This window comes from Flagellimonas aurea, assembly GCF_017313785.1.
Classification (GTDB): domain Bacteria; phylum Bacteroidota; class Bacteroidia; order Flavobacteriales; family Flavobacteriaceae; genus Flagellimonas; species Flagellimonas aurea.
Genome location: NZ_JAFLNL010000001.1, coordinates 471,443 through 497,386 on the forward strand (window position 1 = coordinate 471,443; position 25,944 = coordinate 497,386).

12 protein-coding genes and 2 tRNA genes are annotated in these 25,944 nt (G+C 43.2%); 6 read left to right on the forward strand and 8 right to left on the reverse strand.

Annotated elements, in window-relative coordinates; genetic code table 11:
• Positions 1–21 precede the first annotated feature (21 nt).
• Positions 22–702, forward strand: a complete 681-nt coding sequence (locus J0656_RS02065; protein WP_176619089.1) for a head GIN domain-containing protein — start codon at positions 22–24, stop codon at positions 700–702.
• Positions 703–704: 2 nt separating this feature from the next.
• Positions 705–1,367, forward strand: a complete 663-nt coding sequence (locus J0656_RS02070; protein ID WP_176619088.1) for a LysE family translocator — start codon at positions 705–707, stop codon at positions 1,365–1,367.
• A 35-nt stretch (positions 1,368–1,402) separates the two neighbouring features.
• Here J0656_RS02070 and J0656_RS02075 read toward each other — a convergent pair.
• The 7 genes from J0656_RS02075 to J0656_RS02105 all read right to left on the reverse strand — a co-directional run bounded on the left by J0656_RS02075 (position 1,403) and on the right by J0656_RS02105 (position 21,710).
• A tRNA-Cys gene (locus J0656_RS02075) sits at positions 1,403–1,473 on the reverse strand.
• A gap of 76 nt (positions 1,474–1,549) precedes the next feature.
• Positions 1,550–1,621: transfer RNA gene (locus J0656_RS02080), tRNA-Cys, on the reverse strand.
• 64 nt (positions 1,622–1,685) lie between these two features.
• The gene (folB, locus tag J0656_RS02085) at positions 1,686–2,042 is read right to left on the reverse strand and encodes a dihydroneopterin aldolase (RefSeq protein ID WP_108245644.1); all 357 of its coding nucleotides are present in this window, start codon (positions 2,040–2,042) and stop codon (positions 1,686–1,688) included.
• A 47-nt stretch (positions 2,043–2,089) separates the two neighbouring features.
• Positions 2,090–3,049: a PorP/SprF family type IX secretion system membrane protein gene (locus J0656_RS02090; protein WP_176619087.1), complete on the reverse strand. Its 960-nt coding sequence runs from the start codon at positions 3,047–3,049 to the stop codon at positions 2,090–2,092.
• A 22-nt stretch (positions 3,050–3,071) separates the two neighbouring features.
• Positions 3,072–17,351, reverse strand: coding sequence for a T9SS type B sorting domain-containing protein (locus J0656_RS02095; RefSeq protein ID WP_207031156.1), 14,280 nt, complete (start codon positions 17,349–17,351; stop codon positions 3,072–3,074).
• A gap of 15 nt (positions 17,352–17,366) precedes the next feature.
• Positions 17,367–19,445 carry a PorP/SprF family type IX secretion system membrane protein gene (locus tag J0656_RS02100; protein ID WP_207031158.1) on the reverse strand — a complete coding sequence of 693 codons (2,079 nt, stop codon included), beginning with the start codon at positions 19,443–19,445 and terminating at the stop codon, positions 17,367–17,369.
• A 6-nt stretch (positions 19,446–19,451) separates the two neighbouring features.
• On the reverse strand, positions 19,452–21,710 hold the full coding sequence (locus tag J0656_RS02105; RefSeq protein WP_207031159.1) for a T9SS type B sorting domain-containing protein: 2,259 nt from the start codon (positions 21,708–21,710) through the stop codon (positions 19,452–19,454).
• Between the two features lie 267 nt (positions 21,711–21,977).
• Here J0656_RS02105 and J0656_RS02110 point away from each other — a divergent pair, with 267 nt between their 5' ends.
• The 4 genes from J0656_RS02110 to J0656_RS02125 all read left to right on the forward strand — a co-directional run bounded on the left by J0656_RS02110 (position 21,978) and on the right by J0656_RS02125 (position 24,855).
• On the forward strand, positions 21,978–23,663 hold the full coding sequence (locus J0656_RS02110; protein ID WP_207031161.1) for a glutamine--tRNA ligase/YqeY domain fusion protein: 1,686 nt from the start codon (positions 21,978–21,980) through the stop codon (positions 23,661–23,663).
• 296 nt (positions 23,664–23,959) lie between these two features.
• Positions 23,960–24,289 carry a YtxH domain-containing protein gene (locus tag J0656_RS02115; protein ID WP_166249734.1) on the forward strand — a complete coding sequence of 110 codons (330 nt, stop codon included), beginning with the start codon at positions 23,960–23,962 and terminating at the stop codon, positions 24,287–24,289.
• A gap of 3 nt (positions 24,290–24,292) precedes the next feature.
• Positions 24,293–24,643 carry an LPXTG cell wall anchor domain-containing protein gene (locus tag J0656_RS02120; RefSeq protein WP_207031164.1) on the forward strand — a complete coding sequence of 117 codons (351 nt, stop codon included), beginning with the start codon at positions 24,293–24,295 and terminating at the stop codon, positions 24,641–24,643.
• On the forward strand, positions 24,640–24,855 hold the full coding sequence (locus J0656_RS02125) for a DUF6327 family protein (protein WP_207031166.1): 216 nt from the start codon (positions 24,640–24,642) through the stop codon (positions 24,853–24,855). Before J0656_RS02120 ends, J0656_RS02125 begins: the two co-directional genes overlap by 4 nt.
• 68 nt (positions 24,856–24,923) lie before the next feature.
• Here the strand turns inward: J0656_RS02125 and J0656_RS02130 are convergent, their stop codons facing one another.
• Entirely contained in the window at positions 24,924–25,859 is a 936-nt protein-coding gene (locus J0656_RS02130; RefSeq protein WP_207031167.1) for an SPFH domain-containing protein, read from the reverse strand.
• Positions 25,860–25,944: the final 85 nt, after the last annotated feature.

A 25,944-nucleotide genomic window follows, 5' to 3' on the forward strand; every position in this document is an offset into this window, starting at 1 on the left:
TGAGAACCAAATTTTTATAACATGAGAATTATTACGATTGTTATTTTGTTCCTATCCCTTCAATATATTGAGGCCCAGGATGCTACCATAACCCAAAACCTACAAAAGTTTACCGAAGTAAAGGGTTTTGATGGTATTTCCATCAATTTGATACGATCAAATGAAAACAAAGCGGTGATCACTGGTGCAAATACCACCAATGTGGCCATTGTCAATAATGAAGGTATTTTGAAAATCCGAATGGAGATCGTTAAAATATTCAGTGGATATAGAACCTATGTAGATCTTTATCACTCTGAAGAATTAGTGGTTATAGATGTAAACGAGGATGCAAGAATTTCTTCCGATGATACCTATGTGCAAAAAGTCTTGGAACTTAAGGCACAGGAGGGCGGGGAGTTGGAAATCAATTGTGAGGTGGACCAGCTGTTGATCAAAGCGGTTTCCGGCGGTAAAATTTTTGCTGGGGGCTTTTCCAATAACCAAGACGTGATCATCAATACCGGTGGTGAATACAGCGGAAGAAACTTTAAAACAAAGTTTACCACCATTAACGTCAATGCAGGTGGCAATGCCGAAATTTATGCATCGGACTACGTAAAGGCCAATGTAAAGGCCGGTGGCGAAGTACTGGTATATGGTGATCCGAAGAAAATGGACGAGCAGACCCTTTTTGGTGGAAAAATAAAAAGAGTGAATTAAAAATGATTGATGATATCCAAGCTGCGATCCCTTTGGGATTTCTATTGAGCTTTATGATCGGACCTGTTTTCTTTGTTTTGTTGGAAACGAGTGCCACAAAAGGTTTCAGGGCGGGTGTAAGTTTGGATATAGGGGTAATTTTGGCCGATATTGTTTTTTTGCTCATTGCCTATTTCAGCAGTTTTCAGTTATTGGAGAATTTGAGCAACGAACCTGGTTTATTTGTTTTTGGGGGGATGATCTTATTGGTCTACGGAATTTTTCTTTTTGTAAAGAAGGCCAAGAAAAAGACCAATGTCAGGGCATCCAAGGGTACTTATTTTGGACTGTTGGCAAAGGGTTTTCTTTTGAATTTTATAAATATCGGCGTATTGGCATTTTGGTTGGGGCTTATTATCGTTGTCGGACCCAGTTTGGAGAACAATCCCAATAGAATGATGGTATTTTTCGGTACCGTACTGGTAGTCTATTTTGCAACCGACCTGATCAAGATCATTTTGGCCAAACAGTTGAAAAAATACTTGACCCAAGAACGTATCGTTTTGATTAAAAAGGGATTGGGAATTGTATTGATCATTTGTGGTATCATATTGATAAGCAAGGGTTTTTTACCGAGCGACAGGTTCGATCTCCAGGAACGTATTGAAAGAATAGAGGATTTGTAAAACAAAAAAACCCAGCACTTAGTGCTGGGTTTTTGAGGCATCGAGCGGATTCGAACCGCTGTACAAGCTTTTGCAGAGCTCTGCCTAGCCACTCGGCCACGATGCCAAAGGGATCGCAAAGCTAAAAATATTTTATGAATATTTGGATTGAAAATAATCTAAATATTCATGTAATAAATTTGAGGCATCGGGTGGACTCGAACCACCATAAAAATCCTTGCGGGACTTTGTCTATCCAATTCGACCACAATGCCGTTTAAAATGATAAAAGCAAAAATATAAAAACATAATTTTATTCAATGCTTAATTATCAGCGGTTTATCGAGTAATTCCGAGTTTCACCGAAACACTTTCCACATCGCCCCCAATGGGTGGATTAATTTTGGAAACTTCTACTTCCACTTCGGTTACTTCTTGTATTTCTTTAAAAATACGATCAATAATACGCTTGGCCACATGTTCCAATAAATTGGAACGTACCTTCATTTCTTCTTTTATAATATTGTTCAGATGAACGTAATCCACAGTTTCACTCAACTGATCGGAGATTGCAGGTCGGGAAAGATCTGCGGAAATCTCAAGATCTACCCTGTAATCGCTCCCAATGAGCATTTCTTCCTTTAAACATCCATGATTGGAGTGTATCCTAATATTTTTTAACCTGATTTTACCCAAAACTGTGAATTATAAGAAAGGGCAAAAATACGTGAAAACACATTAAATCAATACATACATCTACAGTTACTTATTCCTTGGAAAAGATCCATTCCAACGGTAACTACATGCGTACCTGTGCTATATCCCAAAATTTCATTGGTGATTACCTGATAGGAATAGCCAAAATAGAAATTGCTTTTTTTAAGACCGGCTATAGGTGCTATGTACAATGGTTTTCCTAATTGATCGTTCAAAAAGCGATAGGTGAGACCCACGTAATAGTAATCTTCAAAATCACGGAAACGGAACTTGGCGTTCAGATCGGTAACGGAACGGCCATCGCTTTCGAACCACTGAAAGAATACAGAGGGTTCAATTTCCAGTTTACTGTTCTTGCTCTTGGAAATGCTGTACCCGGAATATACGTAGTAGTTTCTAAGCTTATTGGGTTCTATGGTAATAATATCGGTATTGAAATTGGACAGATCCTTGTTCAGGACATTCCCTGCATTTGCACTAAAGAAGAACTTGTCATAACGATAAAGTACCCCAAGATCAAAATTGTGGTTGGTGGTGGCCTTATCGTCAGCTGGTAATTGCCCGTTGTTCTCCCTGAATTGCTCCACATCTATCCTAAACTGGTTAAAGTTGTAAGAGATACCAAAAGAGAGAAAGATATCGTCGTACCTATCCAGTGTCAAATGGTGTGCAAAAGAAACCCTGGCACCTCTTTGTCTGGTATATCCATTGCTATCGTTATAGAGCATCATACCAACTCCCGATCTATTCCCTATTCTGGCATCTGCGGCCAAGGTCTGTGTATCTGGAGCATCTTCTATTCCTACCCATTGCGTAAGACCGTTTAGACGGACTTTTATATGATCACCGATACCTGCATAGGTAGGTGACATTAAAAAGGGATTATCGGCAATGTATTGGGATAATTGGGGTACGGTCAACTCTTGTCCCTTGGCAATAAATGCCAAGGAAAACAATAAGATGGCTACGTATATTCTTTTTTGCATGGGGCTATAGCAGGTTAAGTGTTTATTCTCTGTATAATGTAAAGTGACCTACAAACTCTCTGTTATCCTGTGCTCCCTCAAGTCGTACAACATACCAGTAATCTCCGGTAGGCAATGGTTTACCTTCGTAATTACCATCCCAACCCTTAACGTTGCGGGTCATCTCTTCCACTACTCTACCATAACGGTCATAAATCTTGATTAGTACGTCGGGGAACCCTTCAATGTTGTCAGGTATCCAAAAGTCGTTGCGACCGTCGCCATCTGGGGTGAAAAAGTTCGGGAATTCGATATCTATGAACTCCATAAAGATCTCTGCAGTGGCCTCACAACCATTCTGATCAATCACTGTTACCGTATACGTTCCTGTACTGCTAATGAAGTACGTGTTATCGGTTCCATTGGCCACATCATTGAAGTAGAAGGTATAATCCTCTACACCACCATCGGCAATTGCTGTAATTTGATTGATGGTTGTGTTCTCCAAGGTCAGTACCAATGGTTCAAAAGTAGCTATGGTAAAGTCATAGGTGGCGATACATCCATTGGCATGTGCTATGGTGAGGTAATGGTCGCCTGGCGTCATATTGGTAAAGTCGGCCGACAATTGCATATCTGCCGGGTCTGTGGAATCCAAGGCATACATTAGGTCACCGGCAATGGATTCGTCTTCCAAAGCAATGTTCAAATAGTTGTTAGGAATGTTTCCGGTACACTCGTACATAGGGGTTACCGTGGCAGCCAATATAACTCCTGGGTCCATTTCAACGATTACATTAGTTTCACAACCTTGCGCATCCCTGATGAACACCACATGTGCACCCGCGGTCAAATTTTGGAACAAGGTCTGATCTTGTACAAAATTTGCATCGGCACTACTGTTCAAACTTGTTTCGTATGGAGCTGTTCCTCCAGAAATTTGAATTTCAAAGGAACCATCACCACTTTCAAAACATACCTCATCGGTAATATTGATGGCTTCCGCAACAATGGGCTCTGGTTGCTCAAGTTCGAACTGGAACGTAATGAAACATCCGTTTACATCCTGGGCAATAACATCGTAAATGCCCGGTGCCAAATCGGTAAAGGTGTTTACGGTATCGAATCTATTAAGGCTAGGAGAAATGGCGTATAAAATTTCACCTGTTCCACCGGATACCTCAACGGAAATGGTACCATCTTCCATTCCGGCACAGGTAATATCGGTAAATTCTTGTCTTTCAACCTGCAAAGGAGCTGGGTCCAGGATAGGGATCATTGGAGATTCTTCCATACAATCTTCGCTGGTCACCCTAACATAATATTCACCGGCCATAAGGTCATCGAACCTTCCTGTGGTATTGGGTCCATCTACCAAATTGCTGAAACCGGGATCGCTGAACAATTCGTAGCTATAGTTGCCCAGACCACCAGTGGCTCTGGCAATAATAGTTGCAGTGGCTTCTCCGGCACAATTGATGAAAGCTGCCCTGTCATCTATTTCCAATATCAATTCAGGTGGCTCTCGAAGACTGACCTGATTGGAAATCATGGCAGTACATTGATTGGCATCCCGTACTTCAAATTGATACTGACCGGCTCCCATGTTCAAGAAATCATGATACGTAGGATTATCAAAATCTTCCCAAGTTGATGTGTTTTCATCAAAATACTGGTAAGGAGCTGTTCCACCCGTAGCGGATAAACGCATGCTTCCATTGGTCAAACACGTCAGGTCCTCAAGTTTGATCAGAGAAGCTCTTACCTCTGTTGGTTCCGAAATGGTAACGGTATCTGTTGTATCACTACAGCTCCAATTATCGGTAACCGTAATACTGTAGGTTCCGGCACCTAAATTGTTGAACATGTTGCTTCTTTGGGGACCTGTGGTGAATACAATGGTCGTTCCCGCTTCATCATAATAATTCAATTGATAATCATAGGAACCACTTCCTCCACTAACTGAGTGTGCCCACACAGATGCACTTTGGTCACCATAGCACAATAGATCTATTGGGGCAGCGTCTATACCTGCTATTATAGGTGCAGGTGGTAACAATGTCAAAGTTCTATCTTCAAAACAACCGCCAGCATCGGTAACCCTAATAGTATAATCATCTGCTGACAATCCAGTGAACACATGGCTTTGTACATCATTGATAGTGAAGACCTGCATTGTGTTCATATTGGTTAAAACGATATCATATGGGGCATATCCACCTACTGGTGCTACAAGAATTTCACCAAGATCATTGGTACAGGTAACGCTGGCTACTTGTTGTGGTGTAAAATCCAACTCAGCGCTTGGTGAAACTATGGTCACGGTACCTGAGGTGGCATCACAAAAAGGAGTACCTGTCGCGGTGACTTCAACATAATAGTTGCCACCTATCAAATCTGGGTGCGTTATCGCAAATGAACCCGACGCTGTGTTTTCATTTCCGGAAACGATCAGGGTTCCATCAGTTCTATATACTTCATAATCGTAAGCTCCTGCATATCCGGTAACATCTATCGTAATTTCACCTGCATCATAAAAGCACATTGCCGCAGCGGTCGCCGTTGCCACCACATCTATGGTATCGTAAGGAGCTACAGTGTAAATTGTCTGTACATAACAACCGGTAACATCATTGGTTGCCCTGAATGTATAACTACCGGGTTGGGTCAACTCAAAAGTTGCCGTAGTTGCTGTAACCGAGCTAGGTACCACACTTCCATAAGGATTTCCAACGGGCAACAATTCGAATGTGTAAGTATCGCCAGGGGTAGATTCCGTAACGGTCAGGATTACGCTTTCTGGATTCAGACAAGTTATAGCTATATCTTGAGAGGCATCCAATGTGAACGTGTTCAAAGGTTGAACTGTAATACTATCCGGGAATTCACAACCATTGGCATCCCTAACCACATAGTTGATGGTTTGTACGGTTCCATTGTCAACAACATCAAAAGTAGCGTTCGAACCGAAACCATTTCCATTAAAACTGTAGAAATATGGAGCGGTTCCTCCCGTGGCGGTAACAGATATGGTTGATTTATCCACTGAATTGCTAGGGGTACAAACGAACGGCGTTGCCGAAGCTGTCGCATCCAACACGGAAGGCTCAATAATGCTCTCTGCCTTAACGTCCTCACAAGATCTGGAAGAAACCACACGAACTTCGTAGTTTCCTGCAGGCAGATTTTCGAACAAAGGATTATTTTGTAATGGTCTGCTAGGCGCACCGGCACTTAGTCCGATCAATTCATATTGGTAAACAGGGTTGGTTGCGGTAGACGGATTAAGTACAGCTAAAATACTTCCATCACTTCCACCGAAACAGCTAACATTTTGTACTGTAGCATCCAATAGTTCTGGATCTATCTTGTCATCCAATACTTGGGAAACAACATAGGTACAAGGCTCGGTAGTATCCAAGTCTGTTATGGTAAATACATAGGTCCCTGGTTCCGTAAGGTTGGTGAAAACACCATCAGTATTAGTGATAACGGTCGATGTAACCGGGCTCACCGTACTGTATTGTAGGTTAGAAGAACCACCGGTCACCGTTACGGTTATTTCTCCTCCCGGATTGATGGTACAATCCATAGGTTTAACAACGGCTGCCGTGGCAGTCATAGCGTTGGTCAATATCACAGGTCCTACGGTGGTAAAACAACCCCATTGGTCTTCAATATAAACTTCGTAGGTACCGGCGCCCAATCCAGGGAATACGGTATTGGTCTGTGGTGAACCTACGTTGGCTCCATTTCGGATCAATTGATAGGTATAATTGCTTCCTTGGCCACCACTAACAGGATTGGTTGCTGGTATGCCCACAACTTCAATTTCTCCTTGAAGGTTGGTACAATTGGCTTGATTGATTCTTAAATCGGCCACAATAGGGTCGGGAACGGTAAGGTCAACATCTGTAAGTTGCACTGAACATCCTTCTTGGTCCATTACCCAAACTTCGTAAGTTCCAGCGGAAAGACCATCAAATCTTGCATTGGCCACGTAGTTTGCCGGGTTGTTCGGATCTGGGTTCGGAGTTGTATCTACATAGTAGGTATATCCGCCCCATCCACCTTGAACGTCGACAACTTCAATAATTCCGTCATTTCCTGGATCACAGGTTATCGGTGTTATTTCAGTATTTCCTGTAATGGCCGAAGATGGTCCTGCAATGGTAAAGGCTTCAATATTGGTACATTCCGGGAAGGCATCTTGTGTAATTTCCACAATATAGCTGCCTGCCGCTATGTTGATTGCCGCTGTTGGTCCTGTTGTAGCAGAGCTTCCATTGGCAACTACGGTATCATCGGACGGATCTGTCGGTGTTCCGTTGGTATTGTAAATGGTCCAATTGAACCCACCGGAATACGTGGCATCCAAAAGTTCAAAGGTTACTTGACCACTAGCCGTTCCATAACAAATTACATCGCTCACCACATTTACATCAATGGTAAAGGTATTGGGGTCTGCAATGGTTTCCGAAGTAGTGACGGTACAACCAGTATCAAGATGTCTGACCACAAAATTATGTGTTCCTGCGCTCAAACCACCGAATACGTTGGATGCTTGCCAAGTAGCTCCATTATCAATACTGTACTCGAAACGACTTGGGTCTCCCGCCGTAGAGCTTACGGTAATGGTGATTTCACCATCGGCCCCTGGATTACAGCTTATCGGATTGGTTATAGCAGCCGTTGCATTGGTGATTTCATCAAATGGCTCGATAGTGGCGGTGGTAGTTCCCACACAACCATTGTCGTCATACACATTGATGGTATAGCTTCCCCCGTTCACATCAGTTTCAATATAAACAGGGTTACTGCCGGATTGAACCACTACGGAGCCTACATCATTGATGAATTCGTAACGAACGTAAGTACCGCTTCCCCCTGTGATGGAAGAACCATCAACAGTGATAATGGCATTGTTCATGTTGTTGCCAGCAGTACAGGCAAATTGATCAACGGTCGGTGCAGGTACTATTATTTCCTCTGGTTCACTAATGGTAACCGTTTCAATATGGGTACAGTTGTTGGCTGCCGTAACTTCAATAGTATATGTTATACCAGTTACGGAACCAGCAAGACCAGTAAAGTTTGCAGTAAAGTTTGTATTTGATGTAGGTGCGATCGGTACGGATATTGATCCATCGGTGGCTGAAATGATTTCAAAGGAGTAGGGACCAATTCCATTATCTACTGCGGTTAGAGAAATTGTACCGTCATCGGCCCCATTACAGGTTACATCGGTATAGGTTGAGGTAAAAGATGGCAGCGGCGCATCGGGTACATCAACGGTAATGGATTGGGAACAGTAGGGAGCTGTTGTGCCAATATCGTACACCAATACTACATAACTACCGGCCGCCCCTGCTCCTGCCCAAGTAAATTGGTTGGAGGCATCCAGAGTCAAGGCTCCTCTTGGTTCATTATATGGGTCCGGACCGTCAATTTCGAACTCATAGTTTCCTGATCCGGAAAGTACTTCTATTTGTAATTCTCCGTAGGCCAGATTACCTGGTTCACAATCCAATGCAACAGTTTGTATTACATTGAATTCCAATGGAGGGTATATATCAAATGTTTCGGAATCCGAGCAACCATTTAGATCTCTAACCGATACGGATTGATTTGTGCCGGAACTTAGGCCTGAAATGGTATATTGGTCGCTGCCATCAAAAGTGAACGCCTGGTATGCCGAACCGTTCACGCTTATTTGGAACGGAGCCATTGCCACTGCGGCATTGTCCAAGGTTATGGTCACTTGGAACTGTCCTTCGTCCACACATTCGTCTACTACTACTAGCGATATTTCCGGGCTTGGATCTTCAAGTACGGTTATTGTCTCGCTTTGGATACATCCGTAGGCATCCATTACATATACCATATAATCCCCGGCCTCTACATTGGCAGAGGAGCTGCTGGTCCATCCAGCACTTGTAGCAGTTGGTGCCGGGTCGGTATCCAACAAATATTGGTATGTATACGGAGCGGTACCATATCTTCCTGTGGCGGCAATAACTCCGGCATTTGGGTTACAGTTGTCGTTTTGTGGACTTGTCACATCTAAATCCAGCGCATTGGCAGATTCACGAATCGTAAATTCTCCACCGTCTACGGAACAGCCATTATTTGGTCCTCCAACTTCTGATAACAACAGATAGTATTCCCCTGGAGGAAGTACACCAAAATTGTTAATGGTCACCGTTGTTGGAGTGTTAACGGGTGCTGTTCCGCTATAGCCCGTTGATACATTGGATTGCCTATTAAAAATTTCATAGTTTACCGAGGTTGCCAAAGCATCAAACCCGGTGAAAGTAAAGGAGATGTTTCCATCTGAGGAACCGGTACAACTCACATTGTTTATGGCATCCAGATTAGATGTCATTAAAGAAGGTGTATTGATCGGAGCTGCAGCTTCTTCAAAATAATAACAGTTGGTAGTGAGGTCAAAAACCACAAAGGTATAGGTGATGCCTGGAGTAAGGCCCGTAAAAGTTGCTGTGTCCCCACCTGGTGTATCAGGAGGAATATAATCGTTCGCTTGATCATCCACGTAAGGAGCGGTATAATTTTCCAAGATGGCAAACTCATAATTTCCACTTCCAACAGCAGATCCTACGGTAACTATTGCAGTACCTCCAGATACGCAATCTGCGGTAGTTGTACTCACGTCAATATCAAGATCATTGGGTGGGGATGCAATAATTTCTGTTGTATACGAAGCACATCCGTTGGCATCAACAACATCTATTTGATAGATTCCAAATTCCAATACGGTAAAGGTATGGTCTCTGGATCCAGGTGTAGTTGTATAGGTTTGAGGAGCAATACCGTTGTTGGCGGTAAGTATATAGGTATATTCAGCCGTTCCACCTGAAACCCCTGATACCGTTATCGAACCTGGGTTTGTTACACCAGAACTGGAATCACAAGTAATAGGTACATCCGTTGTAGTATAGGTAATAGGGTCTGGCTCCGATATTACAACAGGAAACGGGTCGGAAACACAACCTTTTGAATCTGTCACCGTAACTTCGTAGTCACCGGCAGGCAATCCTGTTGTTTGGCTGCCGTAATTGGTGGGGCCATTGGTTTCGACCACATTGATAGTGTATGGAGGAACGCCCACGGAAGTATCGATTACGATATCCAATGCCCCTGTATTTTCCCCATTACACAAAATATCCGTTGGTGTAATGCTGCTGATCACGGGTTGAGTTGCCGGGGTAATAATAATACTGTTTGTGGTAACTGTACAACCGGCGCTATCGGTAACACGGAACATGTAAGTTCCATCTATATTAGTATTGAATTCGTTTCCTGTAAATCCAGTTGAATTGTATGTTGCTCCGGCATCGTTGGACCATTCGTAGGTATAGATCCCCGAACCGCCCACTGCATTAATAAGAATGCTGGCATCGTCCAAACAAGTCAAATCATTGTTTAGAAAAGCTGATGCGGTCAAAGCTGGATTGATCGTTGCTGTATCAGTGGCGGAACAACCATAGTCATCACGGACCTCAATGGTATAGGTTCCGGCACCCAAGTTTATGAAGGTATACGTTATATCTGTGGCCGGAGTTGGGGTCATCCAAGCACCATTGTTTATTCTAAATTGATAGTTTCCGTTACCACTTGTTACATCTACCTGAATGCTTCCATCATTGTTTCCACTATAACATAACGTTGGTGTCAAATCAAACGCAATCATTTCAGCTGGATCAACTGTGATGGTTACGGTATCCTCGCACATATTGGCATCTCTTGCCCTTACCACATAGTCTCCGGCCGCTAAACCAGAGAACGTACCATTGGGTTGGTAGGCCGCTAATACGGTGCCACTGGTGTTTTCCAATTGATACTCATAGGTAGGTGTTCCGTCCGTTGCAGTAGCGGAAATGGTAGCCCCTCCATTTGTACATGTTAGTTCGTTGACAACGGTTGCGGTAACATCCAAAACATCAGGCTGAGCCAATGTCTGGTTAAGAACTACGGAACATGCAGAATCCCTTAAGTCTATAATTTCGATGGTATGTGGTCCTGCATCAAGGCCGGTTATGATAATTGGACTTGAAAGCTGGGTACCAGAAATTGCACCTCCGTCCACCTGATAGGTAAACCCAGTTGTTGGATCAAAATTTTCAACTTCAAACGTGATTGTACCGTCGGCTGCACCATTACAGGTAAGATCTGTAAATGCTGTTATGGCGCCGTTAAAAGCATTGCCATTCTCAACGGTAACATCCAATGTGAGGGATCCACCACATACTTCTGGAATTTGGTAGGCCTCAATATCATCGATTGCGATGTCGTTTCCGTCTGTTACGGAAGAGTTGGTACGGATTACAATATCCAGATTGGAGTTTGCTCCAGGGTTTAGGGTTACATTATAATCGTGCCAGTCGGAAGCTCCATTGTTTTTAGGAATGTTTCCCGTTGTAGTACTTTGGATAACGGTGCCGGAACCATCTACCAATTGTATTTCAATGGATGGATCACCACCGCTTGTTCCTGTTCTCAAAAGGTTAAAGGCCCAAAGCGATACGGTGATATCACGGTTTGGAATGACCTCGACATCGGTTTTTTGATAAACAATACCGCCAACTCCGGCCACTCCGCCAACATTGATGGCCAAGAACCTTCCATTAGCTATAGCGGTATGGTCGTTTGGACTTTGCCAACTTCCGTATGGATTGGCAATAACTTGTGTTACAGAGTATTCACCATCTTGTATATGGGTGTCTGTACCAAAACCACAGAGGCTTGCACTGCCGTTTTGTGGCTCGTAACAATAGACCGGGTCGATTTCAGAAATACTTGTATTTGGCCCTGTTCCAAAATTTTCTGAAAGTAGTATACTTGGTGTAGGAGCCGAATTACTGGTATAGTTTACGGTAATGGTATGGTTCCCAACAGGTACATTGCTAAATACATTGGAGTCGTTAGGTGTATTTGGAGTACCGTTAATTTCATAGGTGTAGTCAAAATCAGCGCTATTTGGGGTCACAGTTATTGTTCCTTCACCATCACATTCGTAATCTACTGTTGCCGTAGCATTCGGGGGAGTTGGTTCGGGTTCTATGGTAACCGTCATAGGGAAGGTACAAAGGTTTGCATCCCTAATGTAAAGGGTGTGGGTTCCCGGCATCAAATAGCCAATGGAACTTGCTCCATAAGTTGATCCTCCATCAAAACTATATTCATAGGGAGCTGTACCACCGATGGCGTTGGTAATTCGCACTTCTGCACCAATTCCTGGATTACATTCGGCCAAAGCTGTGACTGCTGCAGAGGCAGAAAGCGTCAACGGTTCGGTAATGGTATGGATTTCGGATACCTCACAATTGTTGGCGTCCCTAACACGAATGTTGTAACTGCCAGCAGGTTGGTTATAAAAAGTGTTCGATGTTTGGTAGGTTGCTCCATTATTTATACTGTAAGTATATGGCGCTTCACCACCTGTTGCGGAAATTGTTATTTCTGCTTGAGATTCACCACTACATAGAATGTCCGTATTGGAAACGGTAATGGCCAATGGGTCATCTTGAAGAATGGCAATATCGTAAGTAGCCTCGCAATATCCGGATGCTCCACCATTATCCCTTACATAGACATCATAGTCGCCCGTACTGGTTACGGTTACTGGGTTGGTAGTTGAAAAGTCGCTTACACCAGGGGTTACTCCGTTGGCAACCACGGCATACACATAGTTTCCGTCTCCACCGGCAGCAGAAATGGTTACATCGGTATCGGTTTCACAAGCGGTAATATTTGGTGCTGAAGCAACCACACTAAGTTCAGGGTCAATGGTAATGGATTCTGTATCGATACAATCGTTTCCATCCCTAACCGTAATGGTATAGGTTCCTGGGCCCAATCCTGTAAACACATTGTTGGTAACATATGGACCTCCGTTTAAGCTGTATTCATAATTTCCATCACCACCGGAAATTATATTTGCGGTAAGTGTTAATCCCGTGGCATCATCATAACAAATGTCGTTTGGAACAATGGCCAATTCGGGAGCTATGGCTTCATTGATCACAAAATCATCGGTGAATATACATCCGTTTGCATCGGTTACCGTATAGGTATAGGTTCCTCCTTGGTCAAGTCCGGCAAAGAAGCCACTTGATTGCGGACCAAAAGTTTCAGGTCCAGCAGTGATTTCGTAGGTAAAACTGCCCCATCCACCATTGGCGGTAATATTTACGGAACCATCTGCCAAACAGGTTGGTTGGCTTACTGTAAATGGTGCTGTTACTGCTGAAGGCGGCGCGTTGATTGTTACACTTGCTGTATCGGTACAGTTGGTAAGGTTATCCGTAACTGTGATGGTGTAAGTTCCGGCAGCCAAGTTGGTCAATTGAATGGAACCATTGGTCTGCGCTGTACCAGAGAAGTTATAGGGACCTGTTACGGTATAATCAAAATCTGTATTGAAATTGTTGACCGTATACTGGATTTCACCATCTTCTTCACCCAAACAGCTGATATTGCTGACTAATTGTCCGGTCACGGAAATTTCAGTTACCGGGTCAATGGTGAAACTTTCATCGTAACTACATCCATCGTTGTCGGTTACCCTGAACATATAGGTTCCTGGGGCCAAACCTGCAAATGTACTGTTGTTACCGTTGTTGACCGCACTGCCAGCGGGCGAAATTATTTCATAGACCAAGTTTGGACTGCCCCCCGTAACTGTTAGGGACACATCCGAAACAAAGCTCGGACACAACGGATCGGTTGCAGCAAAATCGATATCCGTTGGTGGGTCCAAAGGAGCAATCGTCAATGAGTCATCAAATGTACAACCGTTGGCATCCCTTACTGTCAAAGTATAGGTGCCATCCGTTAAGTTGGTAAAGGATTCTTCCAGCAAGGTGCCGGAATCGGCAACAAAGTTTACACCATCAACACTGTATTCATATGGTGCACTGCCTCCTTGAACGTTGAATATTCTAACTTCTCCAGGCTGTGAACAGGTATAATTTTGTACAATTTCAACCTCAGCATCCAAAGCGTTGGTTGGTGCGGATATGGAGTGGTACTCGTAATAATCACAGGATGCACTACCCTTTCTTTGGTTGATGACCACTACGTAGTCACCACTGCCAAGACCTGGGAAATTACCCGATGTATTGGTGGCCAAGGCATTGGCAAAGTCATAATTGTCCTCATCAAAACCGGTTGCATCAAATAGGTAGTATGTTAGTTGATATCCATTATCATCTACCAAATTGAAAGTAATGGTACCTGTGGATTCCCCATAGCACAGCACGTCCATTACGGATGTTGGATTGTATTCGGCGGCAGGTCTGAACTCGATTTCAACTGGATTGGAAAAAGCATGGCAATTGTACCTGTCTATTACCACATAGGTATATGTACCTGCACCTGCGGCACCGACAACGTCAAAAATTTGTTCGGTCTGGAATTCGGAAGGAGGAATATCCGCAACGGATGGATATGATATCTGCATTATCCCATTTCTGTCCACAAAAGACCAAATAGCATAAAGATGGGGTGTTTTACCTCCCGAAGAGGACATTTGAATGTTCCCTTCCTTACAGGTAATGTGCTGTGAAACCCTTGCTTCAAGGTCTAAATCCAATAGATCCTGAATGATGATCTGTTCGGTGTAAGAACATCCATCATCCGTGGTAACGGTAACATCGTAAGTTCCGTCGTTCAGGTTTTCAAAGGTGTGATTGTTGTCGTTGGTCGGGCCAAAGCTGTCCACAGAGGTTCCTCCTGAGGATATTTCGTAATAATATTGTGCTTCAACATTTAAAACCGAAATGGCAATTTCTCCAAGCCCCGTACAATTGTAAACATCTTGTGAGACAATGTCTACTTGGAAGTCACGGTCCAAAATACCGATGTTGTCCAAAACGAAGACACAACCGTCGGTCACGCCTTGCTGTCTCATTTCTACCATATAGGCTCCATTATTGGTGATCTCGAAAGTTTTATCGGGACCATAGGGAACCAGAACGTTTCCAGTGGTTTGGTCTACCAATTGAAACTCGTAGGTGTCCGGCATATTGATTACCTCTATACTACCTGGATTTGTACAGATGATATCTTCGGAGATATATTGTGGATTGAGCGGGTTCTTGTAGATATTGAAGTAGAATCTGCTAAAACATCCATTTTGATAGTTGATCACCAGTCGATACTGCCCTGTATTTTGGGCCAAAAAGTCGTTTCCTGTGTCAACGGTGTTCCAAGTACAACCAGTGTTGGTGTTCGCACAACCATCAACCGATGCACTACAGCTGGCCTCGTCCAATTGTTCCCAAACAATGCTGGTGGCATCTGGGATGTTTATTTGGAGGAGTTCGCTATCGTTTAATCCACAAAGGAATATTTCAGGAAGTTCGCTACCATCATTGGGGCAAATATCAATGGAACCATCGATAGTGTTGGAGGTGTCGTTGATCAATGCCGTGATAGGGTTGGATTGAACGGAACCGAACAATTCCACATTGATGATTTCCTGAAAGTCCTTACAAGGGTCGGCAACCTGTTTGTCAACGATATAAGTTCCAATGGCATTCACCAACATGGTACTTGGGTCACTGTCGGAATCGCTGTCCGTAATAACGGTATCGATGCCAACGTCTATTTGACCGTTTCCATTTTCGTCGCGGTACCAGATATAATTGTCAAAATTATCTCCTGCATCCAAGAGCACGTTGTCCCCACAGAGTTGTACGGTGCGCGTAAAATCGCAAGCTTCGAGGTCGTCCAATAAAAAGTTGGTAGCTCCGGGATATGGAAAGCCACAGCCATCAAAGTCGTATACACTGGGGTCGTCCGTTATTGGTGCTTGATTGATTGCTCCCGAGTAGGTGGAATAGGCAAGGTTTTCGATGATATCGGTACAGGCATCTATAAAATCAAAGCAATTTTCGGCCACTTGTACCCGCATGCGGATTATTGCTGCTGGATCATATTCTTCAACATAGCGATCGGGTATGGAGAATATTATGGTCCGGGTAGCTGGGTCGTAGGTGTAGGTTACATCGGTGGGCATGCTTATGCTGGACTCATCAAGGGTAACATTGATTGGCAATACGTCCCTAATGGTATATCCCACGGCATCGTCGTTGCCTACATTTTCAAAAGTAAGCACGTAATCCAAATATTGGCCCAGGTGCACTCCTTGTCCCGTAATGTCGTTTCCTGCAATATCCTCTACCGTTTTACCCAGATTTATTTTTGGTTCAATAATTTCCACATCCAATGAGGTGAAAAAGATGTCGTATTTATCTCCTGTGGACGAAGCCCTTAGTGTAGCTCCTGTTTCATCGTTGGGGATTACGGAATTGCTCGGGTTTGGAATGGTGAAAAGGTCTACATCCCACCCCAAAGTGTTGATACTATTGGGGTTTCTAGAGGTAACTATTGTACCTTCATTGGTAATATTACTGTTAAAAAAGTTTGTTGAAGGATTTGCACTGTTCGATAAAGTAGTAAAGCCACCATTGCTATCCGCTTTAATGGATAGTTGATCGCCTGTAATCCTATTATCCCCCTCTAAGGTAGCTACCCCTAATTTTGCCCTTACCGGGAATGGAGCCGGCAATGTGGTAAATCCATCTATGGGAATATCAACGGTTTCTCCGGCCTTGATACCTGCATAACCATCAAAAGTGGTAATATATTTACCTGGGTAGGTAGGGTTTTCATAAACTACCACCATGGTCCACCCCCCAGAAACACCTCCTTGTACTGCGTCTCCCGAACTTGCACGAACATTTCCGACAAAGTATTCACCATCGGGATTTCCGAGCGCAGTAACAATATCGGTTACATCTTTATAACAGGCATAAGGGGCATAGTTTCCAAAGTCGGAATCACCATCGCCATCAAATAAAATTTCATCTGCGGTAAGATCTAGATATGACCCCCCTGGTACCCGAAATTTAACTTGGTTGAAATCGCTACTTCTATTGGAGTCCAGATAAACAGCAGACCAATACAAACCGGCATATCTAATTCTGGAACAGCTGGGGTCCGGTACCGCCAATGTTGCACTACTGGAGCTAAAGGTAGAAGGGTCTCCGTCAATATCAATGTACTGCATGTTGAGATCATCGTTGTAGGATGAGCTCGACCCAGTAACATTGTATGGGTCTTCAGGGTCACCGCCACTGTTGTCCCTGTTCACAATGTTGTTCGCTATAAAAGTAAGGTCTCCCTTAAGCTGGTTTTCATAGCGAACATCTAAATTGTTCTTTATCTGTGAAAATCCTGTATAAGCAAACAGCAACATACAGGTTATTGTGCCCCACCTGAGTAGTGATTTTTTCATAAGCTGGTGGTTAGGTTATATGGTAGAGTTTGAGTTTGGTTTTATTCGCATGATCCACATATCGTCGTCATACGAAGCGTTAAGTTTGGAGTAGTAAGATGTTAGGGCGTTGTTCCAGGTCTCGTGCCTTTTTAAATACACATACCTGTTCTTGTCAGCTGGGCTGACAAAGTAGCTCGCGTGCAATCCTTTAGCATTCAATTCTTTAACAAATTGCTTTGCACTTGATGAATTATCAAAAACATTGGCGATTATATAATAACCTTCTGGTAGTCCATCCCCGGACTGCGTTCTAATGACCACGTGGTTTTTCCCGTTGGCAATACCGGCCACATTTTTGGACAATTGTCCAGATCCGTACTTGGAGCTGCTATTATCCATTTGACCGGAGTATCCGGCAATTTGTGGATCGTTACCATTTACGTTCATCACCCAGGCATCTCCTTGGTAAGTACCGTTCATTTTATTATGATAGGCTTCCAAGGCATCGGTTTTGCTTCCGAAGTCACCAATGTAAACGTAGTTAAGTCCGTTCTTTGGGTTCTGGAAATAGTCGGCATCTATACCTTGGGCCCTAAGTTTTTCAATGAACGCATTAAGGTTATCGGTGTCCCTGAATACGTTGGCGATGAGGTAATGTCCGCTTTCCACATTGGGAACGGCGTGGGACTTGAACCCGGTTGTTTTTTTGCTCTTTGTAGGTCTGTATGTATTGTCCTTTTCAGAAGCGGTATTCGAGGCGTATGTGGCTTTGGTATTGTCCTTGGCCTCATTGATTTTTATAACCTTTTTTGTGGATGTGTTATTGGTTAGCCCGTGATTGGCAACAGGTTGTTTTCTTCGGGCCACGATATCCGCGCTGTCCATATTGGCAAAATATACCGCTTTGGCTTTTTCTTCCAATGCGGGGTTCTGGCCACGGGTTTCTCGCTGAACCATTTTCATAACAGTTTCAAAACGTCTTTCCAAATCCTTTTTACGAGTGGACTCAATGGAATCCTGACGCATCAGCAACTCATCCAAAATAGCGTCGTTTTCGGCAAGTTTGTCCTGTAAACGGGCTATTTCAAGGTCTTTATCGGTGATGTTCAAACTGTCTTGTGGAACAGTCTCATCATTGGAAACTAATTCTTCACCTTCTTTTTCCAACATCACACGATCTTCGGTTAGGTTAGGTGTGAACGAATAGGCCAAAGAGATTTCGTGGGTAACGCCAAAGTTTTCAAACTCGTTGGAAAGACCTTTTTCTACAGTATATCCCAGTGAGATATTTTTGGTAAGGTTAAAACCAAGTCCAGCGGAAGCACCATAAAAATCATCGTAACCTGCTTGTACCCATCCCAATTTGGGAAGGTCAAGAATAAGGTTACCTCCAAGGGTCAATGTTTCTTCCCCTACCTTGCGAACTCGTGCCAAAGGCATCAGCCTTGCTTGTTCCATGATGCCCGAACTATTTTCAAATTGATGGGTATATTGTAGGTGTCCGGAGTAGGTTTTCTCGTTGAAATCGGTTACCGATTCACTTGTTTTTAAGTTGTAATCAAACAGGTTTTCGGCAAAACCACCAATGTCGAACTTTCCAATGGAAAAGTTGAAACCTGGTTGAAAGCTCACCAATGAACTGCTTTCCAAAGTACCCAACAATGGGTCAAAATCAACGGAATTGGCCCTATCTTGATTGAAGGCACTTTGGTAGTAACTTACGTTTGCCCCAAAGGTAAAGGTGCTTTTTGGGCTCAGACGCACACCATATGCATAGTTGGCATGCACTCCAAAATTGTTGAACAACCCTTCACGATTGGTAAATAGGCTTAAACCAACACCGCTTCTATCACTTACTCTACCGCTATAACTCAAGAAATACACCTGATTGTTATCATCGAAAGATACCGATTGGTTTCTGTGGAACAGGTTAATGTATGACTTGTCCTCCCTTACTGTGGAAAAAGTTGGGTTCAGCAAGAACCTATTGAACTTTAAAAGGTTTTGGGAGGGTACGTTATAAGGTACATATGCGCCTTCTTCTTGTCCTCTCATTCCCGAGAAGACAAGTAGAAATGGGGCAAGTAATAGTAGAGGTTTTTTGGTCTGCATTGCTGCTTATTTAATAACAGTGATGGTTCCTTGCTTAAGGCTTTTGCCACCACGTGTGACCTTGTAATAGAAGATCATGTTCTGTTTGTTGAAAGAAGTGGTGGATTGTGGCCAATTATTTTCATAGCCTGCTTGGCTAAATACTTGTTCTCCCCGCTCATTGAATATGGTGACGAGAACATTCGGGTCACGGGAATAGGTGTTGGGCAATACCCATAGATCGTTGATACCGTCTCCATTGGCGGTTATAACGTTCGGTATGGCGAACATATCCCTGTAGGTAATTGTAATGACCTTGCTTACGGTACAGGTTCCAAAAGTTGCGATCAGTAGGTACTCACCTTCTTCGCTAAAGTCGTAATAACTGTTGGAAGAAATGAGGTTGTTACCGGCATCGTACCATTCGTATGAATCTGCTCCGCTTGCGGTCAATGTTTCTGTTTCACCCTCAATAATGATGAGGTCTTTTGATTTGTCCAACACCAATAATGATTCATCAAATGCGGTAATGGTTACTTGATTTGATACTAATGGACAATCATTTGAAGTGATAACAAGTTGATAAACACCTGGTCCGCTAACGGTTAAGTTTTGTGATGAGGTATTGACTACGGTTCCGTCTTTTTTCCATTCAAACGATTCGTTGGTCAAATCCGTTGTACTCTCCAAAACGATGGGTTCCCCACCTTCACAGAATACAGTGCCGTTGGCTGTAATTTGAAGTGTTTCCTTGGAAGCCAATTTTACCTGCAGTGAATTGGAAGTGGCCTGGAAAGCATCAAGAGTCCCAATCAAGGTATACGCCCCATTTTCTTCTTGGTTTGAAACGGTAATAGTTTTGGCGGTCTCCGCAGCAATATTACTACCGTTGAGTTTCCATTGATAGCCAAAAGAGTTTTGAAGATCTGTGGTTACATCCGTTTTGGAACCGTTGCTGCCAACAGCATTAATAGTGGTAAGGCTCAAGGTGGCATCAACACTTTCGCAAGAACCGTAAGTTCCTATATAGTCCACTACAAACTCAAACGACTGTGGCGATACTACTTTTGTTGTGGCCGAGGCTATCGGCGCTGGGGCACATGATCCCCCACTGTCGGTTACCGTTACGTAATATTCTCCAATGGTATCAACATTTAAAGTATTGCTGGTGGCATCGGTGATGGCAACGCCGTTTTTATACCATTGATATGTGGCATTGGATGCGGATGTGGTAACTGACAATGTTTTGGTCTGTGCAGGAAGGAGTACAATATTCTCTTCATTGACCAAAGTAATTTCGAATGAGCTTGAGTTGGATACGGTAACCGGAGCCGACAACTCGGTACAAACACCAGAACCGGATATTTCAACTTTATAGGAGCCTTCAAAACCACTTGTTCCCGCATCTACGGTAAAACTGCTGCCGTCAACTGTGGGACCACTGACAACCGCTCCGTCTTTATACCATTTATAGGTCAATCCCTCTCCGCTGATGTTTGCTTGTAACAAATGGGTTTCCCCAGGGCAAAGGGATATACTGCTTGCACCATTAATGGCCAGTCCAGCACTGTTGCCGGTTGATATTTCAATATAATTGGACATCGTGTTTGCGGAACCTGAGCAATCCCCATAGTCCAATTCCACATAGTACATGCCGGGGTCAGAAACGGTGATGCTTTCTGTTTTTTCGGCAAGTGGGGTACCACTGCGGTACCAATTGTAGATATATGTTCCTGCATTGGGGATATTATGGGGCTTAAGAGTTACAGAGCCTCCTCCGCAAATTTGTATTTTACCTCCGGAAGGAATATTTCCGCTTCCATTTTCACTGATGAGCAAAGGAGCTTTATAATCGATATAATACATGGTGAAGGCATCCGAAGCGGGACTTGTTTTGGCAGGAGAAGTACTTCGGACCCTCATTTTATACTTATCTCCCCTTATATCCGAAGGAAGAGCAAACTGAAAGACAAAGTCGAAAACCTGGTTCTTGTCACTGACACTGGCAAGTTCAGTGGGGTTGGAAAAGTAGCCATTGGCATCCGAAAGCTCCAGTATAAACTTATTGTTGCTGGCCACCAAGGGCGGGTCCCAGTTAAAGCCGACGAAGTATTGATTAAATTCACTGGAAGCACAGATGGCATCCCATGCAACATTCCCCCCAAGGTTGGGGTTCACAGCAGGCTCTGGCTTGTACAACACTTGGGCTTGTATCCCAAAGGTGCCAAGCAGCATAAAGGCAAAGGCCAAGACCAGAATGCTATACGTTGAATTACTTTTTTTCATCACCGTTAGTTTTTAAGAGGGTTATGGGCTTAATAGCCCTGTTAGTTTGTGCCCCTTAATTGTAATTCATTCAAAAAGACGGTGTTCAGGCGCCTTTTTATCATATAGTATTCCAATAACAAATATGTCCCTAATTTCGTCGAAAGGAAAGATATTGTTGTAGGTGATACCAAAACTGTTGTGAAATCGCCTACTTTGTATACACAAGAGCATGAAAAATAGCTATCAACTAGGGATTTTACTACATTTGCGCATCAAATTATGGGTATGTCAGAAGAAGCTAGATCGCTCAATTTTATAGAACATATTGTTGAGGACGACTTAAAAAATGATTACAAAAAAGAGGAGTTGAGATTCCGTTTTCCTCCAGAACCGAATGGTTATTTACACATTGGGCACGCAAGCTCCATCTGTTTGAATTTTGGCTTGGGCCTGCGGTACAATGCCCCTGTAAACCTTCGGTTTGATGACACAAATCCTGCCAAAGAGGAGAAGGAGTATGTGGAGGCTATCAAGAAGGATGTCAGTTGGTTGGGGTTTGAATGGGACACAGAATGCTATGCATCCGATTATTTTCAACAGCTGTACGATTGGGCCGTTATCCTGATAAAGAATGGCAAGGCGTACGTAGATAGCCAATCTTCCGAAGATATAGCCAGCCAAAAGGGAACTCCCACCGAACCTGGCAAAGAAAGTCCATATCGAAATCGTTCTGTTGAGGAGAATTTAGAGCTTTTTGAAGGAATGAAGAACGGTGAGTTCAGCGATGGTGCACATGTACTTCGGGCCAAAATAAACATGGCGTCTTCAAACATGTTGATGAGGGACCCGGTTATGTATAGAATCCTTCACAAGGCGCACCACCGCACAAATACCGATTGGTGTATTTATCCGATGTACGATTGGACGCACGGTGAAAGCGATTACATTGAGCAAGTCTCGCATTCCCTTTGTACACTGGAATTTTTACCGCACAGAGAGCTTTATGACTGGTTTTTGGACCAAGTGGTATCTTCTGATAAATTACGCCCTAAACAACGTGAGTTTGCCAGAAGAAACCTGAGCCACACTGTGGTGAGCAAGCGTAAATTGCTTCAATTGGTGGAGAAAGGTGTTGTTGCGGGTTGGGACGATCCCCGCATGCCCACGATTTCGGGACTGAGGCGAAGGGGTTTTACCCCGGAATCCATCAGGAATTTTGCCGATACCATTGGAATTGCCAAGCGTGATAATGTTGTTGATGTTTCCCTGTTGGATTTTCATGTCAGGGAGCACTTGAATAAGATAGCGCCCAGGGTTATGGCTGTTTTAAACCCTTTAAAGGTTGTCATCACCAATTATGAAGTGGGCAAGGAAGAATGGTTGGATGCCGAGAACAATCCAGAGGACGAATCAGCAGGAAGTAGAAAAGTACCTTTTTCCCGAGAGATCTATATCGAACAAGAAGATTTTAGGGAGGAGGCCAACCGAAAATTCTTCAGGCTAAAACTTGGAGGGGAAGTCCGTTTAAAAAATGGATACATCATTAAAGCGGAAAGTTGCACCAAGGATGATAACGGGAACATTGTGGAAGTACAATGTACCTATGACCCCAAAAGCAAAAGTGGTTCCGGTACAGAGGAGAGTCTACGAAAGGTAAAAGGAACCCTTCATTGGGTTTCCATACCACATGCCATAACGGCTGAAGTTAGATTGTACGACCGTTTGTTCACAGATGCAACACCGGATAGCCATAAGGAAAGGGATTTTATGGATTTTGTAAACCCCGATTCATTGGAAAAAGTAACAGGTTATTTGGAACCAAGTTTGCGGGAAGCCAAAATCGGTGATCAGCTTCAATTTCAGCGCATGGGTTATTTTAATGTCGACAAAGATTCAACACCGGAACATTTGGTGTTCAACCGAACAGTTACGTTAAGGGATACCTGGGCCAAATTGGAGCAAAAGGAGTAGCATAATATTTTCTTATGGAACCTAAACCCGCCATTGAAGTTTGTTATGGAAAACGACTTCGTTGGACGGGTTTTATCCGCAAATATTTTAAGGCCTTACAATTTCCCTGTTGAAAGCCTAAAAAGCAGCTTACAGGTCTTTATTTGCCCTATTTCATCAAAAAATAGCTAAAGCGTCAATCATTCGTTCGATTGAATCGATCGTTGTGTGTATTGTGATATAATTTTGAGTAAATCGATTCGGGCAACACACTTGCCCCGATTTAAAAATCAAGTTTAATTTAAAGAATCAATAGTATGTCAAATAACACAGGAAATGTTTTAACCGCACTATTAACAGGAGCACTTGTTGGAGCAGGTGTCGGAATCCTTTACGCACCAGACAAGGGAAAAAGAACCAGAAAGAAAATCAAGAAAAGCGCTGTAAAGGCAAAGGACGATATCTCGCAAAGCCTTACCCACGCCAAGCAAGAATTTAGCAAAACCGCTGATGCCAAGAAAGTAGAGTTCGAAGAAAAGTTGGAGGACACTCTTTCCAGCATGAGCTATAAAGCAGATGACATTTTGGTGGCCCTTGAAAAAAAATTGGAAGACCTAAGAAAGAAGAACGCCCAACTACAGAAGTAATATATGGCCTTCGAAGAAATTAAAGAACAGATAGACCATGTAGAAGAAGGAGTGAGGTCCTATGTAAAAAACAGTTTGGATTTTTACAGGCTCCAAAGCTTTAAGTCCATGATGAGAGGAGTTACCATGGCGACCAAAGTGCTTATAATTGGTTGTGCGGCCTCTTTGGCCCTACTGTTTCTTTCATTGAGTGCTGCATTTTGGCTGGGAACACTGCTGGAAAGCACTTCGCAAGGTTTCTTAATGGTCGGAGGTTTTTATGTACTGATCGGTTTGCTTCTGTTCTTGTTAAGGAAGAAGTTTGAAAGCCCACTGCTAAAAAAGTTTTCTAAATTTTATTTTGAAGAATTATGATCAAGGCACAATACACATCGTTCGAAGACATTGATAGGGACCTTAAAATCTTAAAATTACAAAGACAGATAGATGAGGAACAGGTGAAGTTGGCCGTACAAAAAACCAAAGAGGAATTGTATCCGACCAATATACTGACAGGCATGGCGCCATTGCTGCAAAAATTGGCACTTACCATTGTAGCAAAAAAGCTGATGAACAAATTCAGTTGATTATAAATCTATCATAAAACAGAAAGGCCGCTTAGTAGAGCGGCCTTTTTTATGGTTTATAGGGATTTTTATGATTCTCCAGCATCTTTTTGGCTCTGTTTGCGTTTCATGGCTTCACCAATTTGATTGCTTGCCGTAAAGGAAGCTACCATATTGTTCAGCATGTCACTGCCCGCCTGTGGTGAGTTGGGCAATAGGATCAGGTTGGTGTCGGTTTCCTCACCGATTGCTTGTAGGGTATCATAATGTTGGGTTACCACTATAAGCGCAGATGCTTCCTGTGAATTGATCCCCACCTTGTTAAGCACTTCTACGGATTCTTCAAGACCCCTGGCGATTTCCCTACGTTGGTCAGCGATACCTTGTCCCTGAAGTCTTTTGCTTTCCGCTTCGGCCTTCGCTTTTTCAACAATTAGGATACGTTGTGCATCACCTTCAAATTGGGCGGCTATTTTTTCACGTTCCGAAGCATTGATACGGTTCATGGCAGATTTTACCTGGGCATCCGGGTCGATATCCGTCACCAAGGTTTTTATGATATCAAAACCATAGTCCAACATGGCATCTTGCAATTCTGATTTTACCGCGATGGCGATATCATCCTTTTTCACGAAAACATCATCCAATTTCATTTTAGGGACTTCGGCACGGACTACATCAAATACGTAGGATGTAATCTGGTCGTGTGGATATTCCAATTGGTAAAAAGCTTCGTATACTTTATCCCGAATCACTACATATTGAACGGAAACCTTTAGTTTCACAAATACGTCGTCCAAGGTTTTTGTTTCAACGATAACGTCCAATTGTTGAATCTTAAGGCTCAATCGGCCCGCGATACGGTCTACGATGGGAATTTTCATCTGAAGCCCTGAGCTGCGGATACTGTGGAACTTACCGAAGCGTTCCACGGCAACGGCCGTTTGTTGTTTTACAATAAAGAAAAATTTGAACAGGATAATAAGCGCTACAAACGCAATAGGTATTATTAAATAGTTGCCCATAGTGTTTAGAATTTATGTTAGAAATGAAAATTACGAAACTTGACTAAAGTATTAGTAGCCAATTGTTAAATAATGTTACATTTCT

Coding starts and splice junctions, on each gene's coding strand:
- J0656_RS02100 (WP_207031158.1), bottom strand. CDS start 19,445: ATGCAGACCAAAAAACCTCTACTATTACTTGCCCCATTTCTACTTGTC.
- J0656_RS02120 (WP_207031164.1), top strand. CDS start 24,293: ATGGCCTTCGAAGAAATTAAAGAACAGATAGACCATGTAGAAGAAGGA.
- J0656_RS02125 (WP_207031166.1), top strand. CDS start 24,640: ATGATCAAGGCACAATACACATCGTTCGAAGACATTGATAGGGACCTT.
- J0656_RS02130 (WP_207031167.1), bottom strand. CDS start 25,859: ATGGGCAACTATTTAATAATACCTATTGCGTTTGTAGCGCTTATTATC.
- J0656_RS02090 (WP_176619087.1), bottom strand. CDS start 3,049: ATGCAAAAAAGAATATACGTAGCCATCTTATTGTTTTCCTTGGCATTT.
- J0656_RS02065 (WP_176619089.1), top strand. CDS start 22: ATGAGAATTATTACGATTGTTATTTTGTTCCTATCCCTTCAATATATT.
- J0656_RS02095 (WP_207031156.1), bottom strand. CDS start 17,351: ATGAAAAAATCACTACTCAGGTGGGGCACAATAACCTGTATGTTGCTG.
- J0656_RS02070 (WP_176619088.1), top strand. CDS start 705: ATGATTGATGATATCCAAGCTGCGATCCCTTTGGGATTTCTATTGAGC.
- J0656_RS02105 (WP_207031159.1), bottom strand. CDS start 21,710: ATGAAAAAAAGTAATTCAACGTATAGCATTCTGGTCTTGGCCTTTGCC.
- J0656_RS02115 (WP_166249734.1), top strand. CDS start 23,960: ATGTCAAATAACACAGGAAATGTTTTAACCGCACTATTAACAGGAGCA.
- J0656_RS02110 (WP_207031161.1), top strand. CDS start 21,978: ATGTCAGAAGAAGCTAGATCGCTCAATTTTATAGAACATATTGTTGAG.